The sequence below is a fragment of the Mycobacterium sp. ABE4_509 genome (assembly GCF_056160785.1).
Genome location: NZ_JBSWXU010000004.1, coordinates 68,611 through 81,923, shown reverse-complemented (window position 1 = coordinate 81,923; position 13,313 = coordinate 68,611). Strand labels below are relative to the sequence as shown.

The 13,313-nt window shown below is 60.6% G+C and carries 7 protein-coding genes; all 7 read left to right on the top strand.

What is annotated here, in order from left to right; translation table 11 throughout:
- Positions 1 to 130: 130 nt before the first annotated feature.
- The 7 genes from ACXAID_RS01940 (at position 131) to ACXAID_RS01910 (ending at position 13,293) form a co-directional block, all read left to right on the top strand.
- On the top strand, positions 131 to 4,174 hold the full coding sequence (locus ACXAID_RS01940; protein WP_475020490.1) for an nSTAND1 domain-containing NTPase: 4,044 nt from the start codon (positions 131 to 133) through the stop codon (positions 4,172 to 4,174).
- Positions 4,175 to 4,530: 356 nt separating this feature from the next.
- Entirely contained in the window at positions 4,531 to 6,660 is a 2,130-nt protein-coding gene (locus tag ACXAID_RS01935; protein ID WP_475020489.1) for an AGE family epimerase/isomerase, read from the top strand.
- Positions 6,653 to 8,212: a DJ-1/PfpI family protein gene (locus ACXAID_RS01930; RefSeq protein ID WP_475020488.1), complete on the top strand. Its 1,560-nt coding sequence runs from the start codon at positions 6,653 to 6,655 to the stop codon at positions 8,210 to 8,212. The genes ACXAID_RS01935 and ACXAID_RS01930 overlap by 8 nt, the downstream gene beginning before the upstream one ends.
- A gap of 343 nt (positions 8,213 to 8,555) precedes the next feature.
- Positions 8,556 to 8,999, top strand: coding sequence for a pyridoxamine 5'-phosphate oxidase family protein (locus ACXAID_RS01925; protein WP_475020487.1), 444 nt, complete (start codon positions 8,556 to 8,558; stop codon positions 8,997 to 8,999).
- 115 nt (positions 9,000 to 9,114) lie between these two features.
- Entirely contained in the window at positions 9,115 to 9,828 is a 714-nt protein-coding gene (gene budA, locus ACXAID_RS01920; RefSeq protein ID WP_475020485.1) for an acetolactate decarboxylase, read from the top strand.
- 261 nt (positions 9,829 to 10,089) lie between these two features.
- A complete protein-coding gene (locus ACXAID_RS01915) occupies positions 10,090 to 11,373 on the top strand; it encodes an MBL fold metallo-hydrolase (protein ID WP_475020484.1) in 1,284 nt (427 codons plus the stop codon).
- A gap of 18 nt (positions 11,374 to 11,391) precedes the next feature.
- Positions 11,392 to 13,293, top strand: coding sequence for a thiamine pyrophosphate-dependent enzyme (locus tag ACXAID_RS01910; RefSeq protein ID WP_475020483.1), 1,902 nt, complete (start codon positions 11,392 to 11,394; stop codon positions 13,291 to 13,293).
- The last annotated feature ends 20 nt before the right edge of the window (positions 13,294 to 13,313 follow it).

Here is a 13,313-nt window from a genome sequence, read left to right as displayed (position 1 = left end):
CCGCACGCTGGGCATCGCTGACCGGCAACGCGGCAGCTGTCATAACAGGCATACTACAAACTACCGCACTAATTCGCAGACGGACCACTAGTGGGATCAATATCTGTTTTCCGGCCAATTCGTCGCCGGTGTGGGTGGGTGTGGATGTAGCTTTATCCTTGGCGGCTGTGGGGGGTTGCTTGTGGCCAGGGTTTTTATTAGTCATTCCGGCGCTGACGTGCGTTGGACGGATGAGCTGCGCAGGTGGCTAGTCGGACACCAGGTATTTCTGCACCAAGACGTGCAGGACGGGATCGTGCCAGGTGACGATTGGCAATCGCAGTTGTTCGAGCAGATGAGACAGGCCGATGTGGCGATCTGCGTGCTGTCGTCCTCGTACTTGGAGTCGACGTGGTGCAACCTCGAAATTGGTGCCGCGCGCGGGATGAACAAGGATCTGTGGCCGGTTTATCCGTCGAAGGAGCAGCGCGAGCTGTTGGACGGTCAACAGCACGCGATCCTTCAGCTGCTCGAGGTCAGGCAGTGGGTCGAAATGGACGACGCCACTGCGTCTGTGCGGTTGCAGAAGCAGTTGATTGCCGTTGATGGTCGCGGCGGGCAGGCCTGGGGCGACGACCACTCACCGTACCCCGGGTTGCGGACATTCGAGCGCGAGGAGCGCCAGGTGTTCTTCGGTCGTAGCCGGGAGATCAACGACATCACCGAAGGACTGCGCGGGCAGGCTGATCCGGGGGTCTTGACAGTAGTGGGAGCGTCGGGTTGCGGGAAATCGTCGCTGGTTCGCGCCGGCGTTGTGCCGCGCGTGGCTGAGGGAAAGGAGTGGCTGGCTCTCCCGCCGATCGTTCCGGGCATCGATCCCGTCGAGGGGCTTGTCGAGGCGATCGCTTTATGGGCTCGGCGCAGGCGCATTGATGGCTTCGACACGCGATCGGTTCGTGAAATTCTGGGCCGCGATCATCCCGAGGGGTTGGCGCAGATTGCGACCGATCTGCTGCACGAGGCGGGATGCGACAACGGTTGCAGGGTGTTGGTCGTGGTGGATCAGTTCGAGGAGTTGATCACTCACCTCGACAAGGAAACACCCCCGGTCGAACGCACGCAGTTCGTGGAACTGCTTCATCGCGCGTTGGGTGAGCGGCGTGTGCAGGTTCTGGCCACGTTGCGCACGGAGTTTCTCGACGCGGTGCGCAAGGATCCAGTGCTAGCGAAACTGAATCTGCAGACCTACTCGGTTTGGCCACTGGGACCAACGGCGCTGCGGGAGGTGATCGAAGAACCTGCCAAGGTAGCCGGGTTGAAATTCGAGGACGGTCTCGTCAGCGAACTCCTCAAGGACGCCGAGGATGGCGCGGCGTTGCCGTTGTTGGCGTTTGCGTTGCGCGACCTCGCCCAGAACGCCGATCGCGGCGACACGTTGACCCTGCGGCGCTACGGGGAGATCGGCGGTGTGGACGGTGCGCTGGAACACCAAGCCAAGGACGCGTTGTCTGAGGCGTGCAGCACTACAGGGGCGACGGAGTTCGAGGTAATCGAAGCCTTGCTGGATCTGGTGTCCATCGATGAGCAAGGCAGACGCGCCAAGCGCCGTATCGCCATCGATGAATCCGCTGACCACATCGACGCCAAGCTGCAGCCGTTCATCGACCGGCGGCTGTTGGTCACCGATAAGGAGGGGCCGCACAACGTCGTTTCTGTAGCCCATGACGCCTTCCTGCGGAATTGGGCGCCGCTCACCAAAGAGATCGACAAGATGGCGACCGCGATTCGCGCCCGTCGCGAGGTGAACACTGCCGCCGCGAAGTGGGCGACGGACCACGACCAGCGCGCGCTGCTGCAAGGCGGCCAACTCGCCATGGTCGTCGAGGGTCTCGGCGCAAAGCTCCACTTCGTCCACGGCCCCAACCCGACCGCCAAACGCCAATACCGCTGGCTGTGGCCCAAACGGTGGACCCGACACCGTCAGCTCCAAACGCGCGTCAACCTCGACACCGAGGAAAAACAGTTCCTGTGTGCCAGCATGCGCCACGACCAATACCTGCGGTGGTGCAGAAAAATTCCTATCGCGCTCGTCGTGGTGATACTTGCTGCCGCAACGGCCTTCTCCTCGTTTTTTTACTTCGAGGCGGATACCAGTAGGAAGCAGGCAGAAGAACATGCGGAAGATGCAGAGTCGAGCGCTCGACGCGAGCTTACGTCTCGTCTCGTCAACGAGGCCGCCGACATACTCGCTCAAAACCGGGGCGACATTGCAGCTTTCTACAAACTCATCGCCGCAGGCGCCATCGCCCCCGCCTCGGACGCGGTGAGCACCGGGCTCTTCAATGCCGTCAGCCTCCGGCACACCACCAGCAAGATCATCGACGCCGGACTACCAATATCCGATTTGGGATTTAGCCGCGACGGGAATCGGCTGACCAGCGCCAGCTTCGATGGCAGCGTGCAGGTGTGGAACGCGGCGAGCGGCGAATCCACCAATGATGAGAAACCCCCTCGAGTGGACTCGTGGGAAACGGCGGTGTTAAGCCGTAACGGAGACCGAGTGGCCAGCATCGGCATGGATGGCACTGTGCGAGTGCGGAACCCCTACAACGGTGAACAAGTAGTCTCACTTCCGGGCGCCGTCGGCGATGCAACGGGTGAGTTCGGTGCGGCGTTCAGTCCCGACGGAAGCCATTTGGCTATCACGAGTGAGGAGTACGCCGGACAAGGCTACGTCCTCACGGTCCAAGTGTGGGACGTTCGCAAACGCCTACAAGTCCGGGATCCACTGCGACTAACCACCACGGACGGGTTCGTCGACATGGCGTTCAGTGCCGACCTGCAGCGGCTGGCAATTGCAGCCGACGAGGAGGTGCGGGTGTGGAACCTCGGGCCTGGCCAACGCCTCGAACCAATAGTCATAGACATCAACGCCTACTCCTTGACTTTCAGCCCTGACGGGAGCCGGCTGGCCATCGGCGAAGTCGGCAAAGTCGGCGGAAACGTACGGTTGATTAGCTCCGAGAACGGCGATCCACTCGGCGATCCACTCGGCGGCCACAACAGTGATGTAACGGCAGTGGCGTTTAGTGCCGCCGATCCTGACCGGCTGGCGAGCGCCGACCGGGATGGCGATGTGTGGGTATGGAATACCAAGAGTTCAGACCAAAGTGGTGAACGACTGACCGGCCACAGGGGTCCCGTGTGGGCAGTGGCGTTCAGTCCCACAAATCCTGCCCGGCTGGCCAGCGCCGGGGATGATGGCACGATACGGGTGTGGAACATAGACTCCGCACAATCCATCACCCACCCGCCGTCCTTCCCTACCCCTGTGGAGCGAGTAGTGGCGTTGAGCGCCAACGGGAAACGGCTGACGAGTGTCACCGAAAACGCGGTTCAAGTGTGGCCCGCCGACAAAGGCCGACCCTCCGGCGACCCATGGACTCTCGACATCGAGGTGGAGCGGGAAAATATTTTTCTTCGCCCTGACGGAGAGCGTCTACTAGTCAAGACGGGCCGTTTGGTGCGTATGTGGGACATCGACGAACGCCGTGAACTTAACCCATTGGAGTTGCCTTACGAGCCGTACGCCGTGGCCATGAGCTACCGCGGGGATCGGGTGGCCACCGACGTCGGTAAGAGGAATCCGGTGTTCGCCGTTTGGAATATCGAAAATGGCCAGCTGCGCGGTGACCCGGTGTACAACGCCATCACAACAGGGATTGCGGCCATGGGGTTTAGCCGCAATGGGCAGTGGGTGAGCATGGTCCACCTTGACGAGGGGATGGAGGTGTTGGACGCCGACAACGGACTTTCCCGCACCGGCCGGATTCCGACCATTCCCGGCCACTCCGCGGAGGTGCTGGTGTTCAGTCCCAACAACCTCTTGCTGGCCGGTGCTGACGAGGAAGGTGCAGTGCACGTGTGGGACGCCAACAGCGGCCAAAGCCTGGGCTCGCCGCTAATCGGAACCTCAGAGGTGGTTGGACTAGCATTTGCCGCCGACAGCGAAGAGTTGATCGCCGTCCAGTCGGATGGCACGGTCCAGGAGTGGGACCTCCACCCAACGAAGTCCATGCTGTGCGAGAAACTGACCCGCAACATGAGCCGCGAACAATGGAAGAACTGGATCTCCTCCCGGGACTTTGATCGCGTCGAATTCGATACGTTGTGCGAGGACCTGCCTCCTGGATAGCCCGACGAGTGCGATCGCGCGGGCGCGGAACGCGGAATTCGGCCGTGTACAGACGCCAGGGCTGTCACCTGATTGTGCGGCAAACTCCCTGGCCCCCGTGCGGGCGGATTCCTCAACCTGGCTTCTGGCGTACCTCGGTACCACGGGAGAAGCCGGAACCGTCACTACGGCCACAAAGGGCCTTGTATCGACGAATCAATTTTGCATATACTTTGTCTACTTCGCAGCGGCACGGATGCGAACTGCAGGGGGGTGTTAGCTAGAAAGAAACAACGCTAGACATATGACTAGGCTAGCTAGTTAGCCATAGGCGGGTCGGGATCTCGGAATTCCCCTAGTTCTGTTTGCATAGGCTAATGTCCGGCTGTTTTGGCCCGCCAACGGAAAAGGCGGAAACGTTGCCCTTAAGCAGCTTCAACCAAATCCTGACCGTCACTGGCGATATCGTGTCCTTCGACCCCAGCGCAGACGATCCTTCATTTTCGATCGAGGCGCGTACGGGTGACATCCTGAAAGCATTCGTCGGTCCCGAAACGTCTTATTCGGTGGTCACGAACCTCGACGAAGTCGATCGCAATCGCGTCCCGGAGCCGCACGGCGTCTCAAGCGAGAACCCAGTGCTTTACGACTTGCACAAGTATGCGTCCAGCCCGCGTCCGATATCGGTACAAGGGGTATATCAGCAGCACGAGAATCGGGAGCGTTTCGAGGCACGCACGGTTCACCTACTGCATTCGGACACTGGTCGCTATGTATTCGAGGAGCCGCATTGGTGGCCGACCCAAGCGACGCAGATGGCCGATCGCATACTCGACCAGCTTTTCGACGCCAAGCGTGACTACAGCATCAATGATTTCTCCGAATTCTATCGCACAAATTTGAACATTCTCGGCCAACCGACGGATAAGAATATCCAGGAATGTGCCGTCCTTTCGCGGCTGCTGTACGACCTTTCTTCTGCCTACATGATGACCGGTGCCGAGCGCTACCTGAGGGCCGCGCGGGCAGCGGCTGATTACCTGCGGGGGGCGTTCCGCAGTCTCAGTCATGACGGCATGTATTGCTTTTGGTATCACGGGCGCCGGCGCAGCGTGCAGGGCGCCCGAGGTGAGTTCCTGCTTCTCGATTCGCGCAATGATGATGATTTCGGGACTATTCCGCTGTACGAGCAGATCTATGCGCTTGCTGGCCTTACCCAGTTCTACCGGATCACTCTGGACTGGGAGGTGTTGGAGGATATCCGGCGCACTATCGCTACGTTCCAAGATTTCTTCTGGGACCCCCCGGAAGCAACAGAGAAGGGGTTCGCGGGCAAGGGCGGCTACTACTCGCACCTCGATCCATCGACGATGCGCCCCGATAGGGTAGCGGCCCCGGAGAATCGGTCGAAGAAGAACTGGAATTCGGTTGGCGATCATATCCCGGCGTACCTGGTCAACCTGATCCTGTCGATCGATCCACTGCCGCAAGGCAAGGTGCGGCAATCGTTGGCGCAGCTGCTGGACGTTTGCAACACCATCCTCGACGAGACCTCGTCGCTCATCTGCGAGAAATTCCCGGACCCCGAGTCAGATTTCGTGTTCGAGCGGTTCCACGCCGACTGGACCCCCGATTTGACCTATCGGTGGCAACAGGATCGTGCGGTAGTCGGACACAACCTTAAGATCGCTTGGAACCTGACGCGCTGCGCCTACTATTTCCAGGTTCGCGCCAAGCGGTTGCGTGATCAGGGCAAGGCACAGGATGCGGATAGCTACACGAAGCGTTCTGATCGCTGTCTGGAGGTGGCGCAACAGCTGGCCGACGACATGGGCGAGGTGGGGCTAGACAAGCTTCGGGGCGGCGTCTTCGATTGTGTCGAACGAAATCCCCGTTCTGGGATGCCGACGCAGTTCGCCTGGCAGTCCACCAAAGACTTCTGGCAGCAGGAGCAGGGGATACTCGCCTATCTGATCCTTTTTGGCGCGACGGGTAATGAGCACTACCGCCGTCTCGGACGGGAGTCGGTTGCGTTCTGGAACCTGTACTTCTTGGATCGAGAGCACCAAGGCTATTTCTTCCGAACGACCGCCGACGGTTTTCCGATCCTCGAGGGCGAATACGGGATGAAGAGCAGCCACGCGATCGGCTATCACGCCTTCGAGCTTGCCTACCTCGCACACCTTTACACCAGAACTTACGTCATGGCCGATTGCGGCTCCGAACTGAGCTTCTGCCTGCACTTCAAGTTCCGGAGTACCGAGCAGCAGAAGTCGATCAATGCCCTCCCCGACTTCATGCCTCCTGGTCGCGTGCAGATTGTTGGCGTCATAGCCAATGGAGTGGACATGACCAACGAACTCGATCCAGCCAATCTGCTCGAGTACCAGATCCCAACGGGAACAATGCCGCCCGACCCCGTTGACGGGACGGTCGAAGTCGTTGTCCAGTTCAAAGCGAGAGTTCAAGCCGAACGTAGCGGCGGTTCGGGAGAAGAGGATGCCTGATCATTCGCTCGCCGGCAAGAAGGTCGCCGTGCTCATCGAGAGCCAGTACATCCCGGCCGAGATCAAGTGCTACCGGGAACGTTTCGCGAGCTACGGTGCCGAGGTGCACCTGATGTCCCGGCTGTGGGACCAGCCGAAGCAGACGTTTGTCAGCGAGGTTGAGGTCGCTGGTCAGGTCCCGGAAACCCTCGACGTCAGCATCGACTTCACCACAGTCGATGTCGATGACTATGCGGCCGTGGTCATGGCTGCCAACTACACCAGCATCCGGCTGCGCTGGAACGAAGAGGCGGCAACCAGTCCGAATGCCGCCGAGATGATCCGCGGTGCGCCCGCCGTACAGTTCTTCCGCCAAGCGATGCGGAATCGGCGGGTTGTCAAGGGCGCGCCGTGTCACGCACTCTGGCTCCTGACGCCCTCGCCTGACTATCTTGCCGGGCGGCGCGTCACATGCAACCCCGTAGTGCTGGCCGACGTGCTGAACGCCGGCGCCTTGTACGCGCCGGCGCCACAGGGCACCAACTGGTGGGAGCATGTCGTTGTCGACGGAGATCTGGTCACCACTGCCTCTGCGGTGCACGAGGATCGGCCGGTCGGCACCGAGCGGCTGGTGGATGAGATCCGAGACTGCATACTGGCTGCGGCGGCAGAGCCGACGCCATCGGCACCAGCCTCGGTTCCCTCGTCGCCCGGTAGTCGTCGGATCCTGATCGTGCTGTCGGAGTGGGGTTACTGGGGCGAGGAGTTGGTCGGCCCGCTCGGCGAGTTCGACCGGGCCGGCTACGAGGTCGAGTTCTGCACGCCGACCGGCCGCAGGCCGAACTGCATCCCGGTCAGCATGGACCCCGACTACTTCGACCCGCCGCTGCAGCGCTCAGTCACCTCCGCCCAAATGGCCGCATTTGCATCGGAAATCGACGATCCGACAACACAGCAGGGCCAGCGCCTGGACAGTCCGATCAACCTCGCCGCGTGGTTCCCGGAGCGGCCCTATTTTGCCTCGTCGCAGTTCGTCCGCCTGCTCGAGCACTACAATTGGGATCTCGAGGAGGCGGTGCGCGGTATCGAGAGATTCGACGCGCTGCTGATCGTCGGCGGCTCCGGGCCGATCGTCGATCTCGCCAACAACCAGCGGGTGCACGATCTAGTTCTCGGTTTTCTGGGCGCCGGCAAGCCGATCGGCGCAGAGTGCTATGGCGTCACCTGCCTCGCCTTCGCCCGTGACATGAACCTGCGGCAGAGCATCATCCGCGGCAAGCACGTCACCGGCCACTGTCTGGAATACGACTACAAGGACGGCACCGGGTTCGTCGAGGCTCGGGGCCGTTTTCTCAATTTCAACATGGGCCCGCCGCCGTATCCACTGGAATTCATCCTGCGCGACGCGACCGCACCGGGCGGCGCTTACCACGGCAATTTTGGTCACCCGACGAGTGTCATTGTCGACTATCCGTTCATCACCGGCCGGTCGACGCCGGACAGCGTTCTGACCGGCCAGAAGATCATCGAAGTGCTGGATGGGGAACCGCCGCTGCGTCGGTGGGGGTGGTAGCCGGGCGACGCATCGAACCCGGCGCCGGGTCAACAAGACACCGGATGAAAGGCGAAGGCGATGGCGATGACGACCAGGCACCGCTGGCTGCGAGAGCTGTTGCGGGTCGATGATCCGGTCACAAATTTCCGCATGTCCGGCAGCAGCAAAAAGGGATTGCCCGGTGCTGCCGAGGGTCGTTCCGGAGACCTGCGTGGCAATGGAGCCAGTGTTGTTCGTGTCCGCTCTGGACTCGCCGTCGGCCGCTCAGAATCCCGCCATCATCATGGGCGATTTCAGGTAGTCGGTACTTAGGGCGAACCTTCGAACCCACGCTACGTCCGATCAAAGAGGAGATCCAAGGATGCCGAACCTCAAGCAACGCATCCTGGACGTCGTCCAGGCCCCGCGCCTGGCAGGTCTAGCCACGATCACGAAGGACGGCAAGCCGTGGGTCCGCTACGTGGTGACGGAGGCTTCGGACGATTTGACGTTCCGGTTTCCCTCGTTTAGCAACGCGCGCAAGATCGCTCAGATCGAAAGCAACCCCGATGTACACCTGACGTGCGGCATCACAGACCTGACGGACATGGGGCCGTATCTCCAGATCCAGGGACGCGCGGAATTCACCACAGACCACGAAGTTCGACGAGAGTTTTTTCGCGGGCCGTTTTGGAGCGAGAGGCTCCGCGTCGTCTTCGAGGGCCCGGATAAGCCGAATTACGGCGTCGTCATTGTCCGAGCCCACCGTATCGAGTTTTGCCATGTCGGGCTGGAAGCCGAAATCTGGCAGAGAGATGGAGAATAACGAGGTTGCTCGAAATGGCATGCAAAATTCGGTAGGCGGGAAGCCGAAGTACTCTGCAAGCACAGCTCGATTGGAACCGCGGCGAAGAGGGATCAAGGACATGACGAATCATTGGATGACCGACACCGTAACTCAGGTATCCATCCTCGGTGCCTTGCTTGCGCGGCAGTTTGACGGATACCTGCCGTGCCAGGAATTGCTGGAGCACGGCGACTTCGGTATTGGCACATTTGACCGGATGGACGGGGAAATGATTATGGTGGACGGCATCATCTACCAAGTCAAGGCCGACGGTAAAGTCTATACACCTGAACCTGACAACCGCATACCGTTTGCGACGGTATGTCGTTTTCATCCAGACGAGACATGGACGCTCAGTGGACCCGTCGATCTCGGAGCCTTGGAGAAAGCGGTTGACGAAAAAGCGCCAAACCAGAATGTGTTTTGCGCCGTTCGCGTGGAAGGTTCGTTCTCGCACATGCACACCCATGCCCTGCGGATGCAATGCAAGCCGTATCCGCCAACGGCGGAGGTGGTAAAGTCCTGCGCGCAGTTTGAAATAGATGATGTATCTGGGACAATCGTTGGATTCCGAGCCCCACCATACCTCAGGGGAATTAACGACCCAGGGTATCATCTGCACTTTCTGTCGGACGACAGAAAACAGGGCGGCCACATCCGGGGATTCATGATGCAAAAGGGTACCTGCACCATCCACATCTGCAGCAACCACTTTGTGATCCTGCCTGACGATGGTGCCGCGCTGGCCAGTATTGACGTGAGCAAGGTGGTCGACGAATTCGAAGAAGCCTTCGCCGAAGCAGAGTGATTCACCAGAAGAGACGCAGCCATGTCAACTTCAGCGGGTCTGAGCGCGGACGACGACGATATCCACAGAGGTATCGCCGAGACCCTGAATTCGCTGGATGCTAGGTCGGTCAGTTTTCGCATACAGGCACACGGAACACGATGGGACCCACTTCAGGCTCTACGGCCCGAAGGTCCCCCACTGCGGCCCTCGGATTTTGACGTCGTCGCCGTCCACGACCTGGGCCGCGACCGGATGCGTCTATCGTGGCAGCGGGCCATCTTGGAGCCGCTGACCGCCAACGTCGTCTATGACGAAATCGTGGTCGACAATGAAGGATACATCTCCGCGGCCGACCTAGCCCTGGCCTCCCCGTCGGCGCGCGCTATGACATCCGACCGCTTGGCTGCTGTTCGTCGCCAGCAATACTTGCTCAACCCCCAGCTGCTCGTGGGGGATGCGCTTCGCCGGCAGTGCGAAACCGGGCAGCAAGTCATTCGATACATCGGCCGCCAAGACCTCGACGGCGCTCCTCACTGGGTCGTTGAAATCGACGCATTGCCCCGACCGATCCACCTGTTCGTTGCTCTCAACTCCAATCAAGTTTCCCGCCTTGCTACTCAAGAAAACGACTTTCCCTGCGGTGATGTCGAAATTGTCGTGGAGTTCTCCGACTGGCGCCACCGCGACGGACTCGCTTTGCCGTACCAGGTGGAGCTGAGCTGGGAGGGAAAGGTCATGCACCGCGAAACTCGCCAGCGAATGGAGGTTAATCCGCCGCTCGAACACGACACCTTTGTCCTGCCCGAGACTCAACCCTTCGATCCCGAGGTGGCAGAGCGCGGCTTGATCAGCGAACAGTGGATTCACCGCGCCCTGGCCATGGGCGCGCCGATCCGTCTTGATGCTGGCGAGGTGGTGCCCCATGCCATTACTCCCGATGTCGTGACAATGGGCGGCGGCATCCACCATTCATTGGCCGTCGCCCTAGACTCGGGGACGGTGGTGGTCGATCCTCCACAACATGAAGATCGCTCGCTGGCGGTCATCCAAGCCGTCACCGCAACGTGGCCGGACAAGCCAATCACGCATGTGGTCCTAACCCATCACCACCACGATCACAGCGGTGGAATTAGAGCCTACGCTGCCGTAGGCGCCGAGCTCATCGTGGCAGAAGGCGATCGCAATTTCGTGACTCAATGCCTGGCCCGGCCGCATACGATTTGCCCCGATACGCTGGCTACGACGGCGTGCCGACCGACGATAAGGACCGTCGCCGACAACGCCCTTAGCTTGGGCGGCGGCGCGATTGAAATCTACCGGATTTCATCGCCTCACTCAGCGGAAAACCTGATCGTGTATGTCCCGACCGCCAAACTGCTGTTCAATGCGGACCTATTCAATCCAGGTCTCGTTCCGCCCGGCCCTCCGCCTTATTGGTTGGCCTTTTCCCGACACTTTCGCCGCCAAGTTGAGGCGCTTGATCTGGATATTAAGGTTCTGCTCGGCGCCCACGGCGTCCCGGAGGGCCGACCGTTTCAGAGCCTTGTGGACTTCACGGAATAGATACGGAGTACTAGCACCATGAGCCAGAACCCGGATGCCTTCCCCGCAGGCAAGCGAGGGACTGCTGCCGAAGCCGTCATTCGGACGCTCATCTTGCATCCCTCGTTCGGAGACGGCTCCGGCTTCCACTTCCTGAGTGGCAACACCGGGAGCAACGAAGGGCCGATTTGGCAAGCCATACAGGACGTCACGGGATTGAAGGGCTTGGTTCATGGTGCCACTGAGTTCATTGCTACCTGCATGGCCTCGGGGTTCGAGGTCTTGGCCAACGCCGCCGCCGATGAGGGAACGCAGCGGATTCCGGTCCTGGCGCTACACGCACAGGTCGGTGTGAAGTACGGAGCCGCCGGACTCGACTTCCTGGTTCGCCAGCGCCAACCATGCCTTCTGGTCATAGGTGATGCAGGAATACTGGCTCGGCAGTATGGCGGACACAACTCTGTCCCCGATTATCCCGGGTTGCTCAAACAACTAGGGGTCAAGAGCGTCCATTTCCCCGTCGAAGAAGAGGGCCCGGAGGGGCTCGTATCTGCAGTGCAGGCGGCCATGACGGCGGTGATGAGTGAGCCCTACGGCTCCGTCGCGGTCATTCTCGATGAGGACGTTCTGAACGAAATAAAGCACATCGCTCCTGCCCAGGTAGCGACGCCCCCCTTGAAGGGCACGACGAACTCCGAAACCCCGACGGCAGAGACGGAGGCGGCAATCGGTCGGGCAGCAGAGCTGCTGGTGGACAAGCAGCGGCCCGTCTTCGTGCTCAATCAGGAGGTTGGGCGTTCGCCTGGTGCCAGAACAGCGGCCGAAAAATTGGCGAGCCTAACCGGGGCCCATGTCGTTGCCTGCTACGCACCGGGCACCATTTTCGACCGCGGCCATCCAGCCTGGTGCGGCAACCTGACCTTTGGAGAGTCGAATGCCGTTGCGAGCCAGATCGCCGGGTATGACCCCGACGCGGTCGTGGTGGTCGGCGGCCCATTCCCCAACAACGTCTGGCCCAATGGGTGTTCGGGGGTGCCGGACGGAGTCCCCGCCATCGTCATCAGCCCGGAGGAATCCGACCGGACTAGGTGCAACATCCGCGCTGAGGTGTTCGTTTGCGCCAACGTCGGGATCGCACTGACCGGTCTGGGCCAGCAGCTCGAGACCCGCCGCACCCAGGCACAGCAACTGGCAGCGAACGAACGCTTGGACCAGATTGCGGGAGGTTATCGGGCAGATCTCGAGCGTGATATTGCAGAGTACGAAATGCACATGGAGGAAACTCCCGTCCATCCCGCCCGCATCGCCAAGGAGTTGGTGCTGGCGCTAAAAAAGAGAGCGGAGAACGGGAAACTAAGCCTTGAGAACGTCGCAATATTCGATGAAGCGCTGACGAGCTCGGAACCGTTCCTGGACTACGTGCAACACCTCGGCCTGCACGGCCTCTTCTACTATGGCACCCCCGGGCCGACGTTGGGAGCCCACGGGGCGTCTCTCGGGTTTCAGGCAGCAACCCCGGATGGTCTGGTGATCTCGCTGTTTGGCGACGGCGGAGCCGACTTCAACGAGGCGACATTCATCGTGGCAGCACGGGACAGCCTGCCGGTCAAGCATCTCATGATCGACAACGGTGGATACGAGTTGGTCAGCGTGAACTTCGCTCGTGATGCTCGACTCCGCTGTGAGAGTGAAAAGGAACAACTCGCGGCCGGGCGCGTTTTGCCGCTTCACACCCAGCATCCCGTCCATCAGAACAGGGCATTCCAGGTGCGCGGGTTCGTCAGCCGGGCCACCCAACAGCCGGTGTTCGAGTCGGCGTACGTCGAACTGCCGGAGCAGGTTGGCCCCGCGATTGAGGCAATGCTGGATTCGAAGGGGCCATTCCTGTTACAGGTGATTGCCCAAGGTGTGCACGGCTACTTTCAGTCCGCAAACACCTAGGCAGCCCGCGAGACCCAATT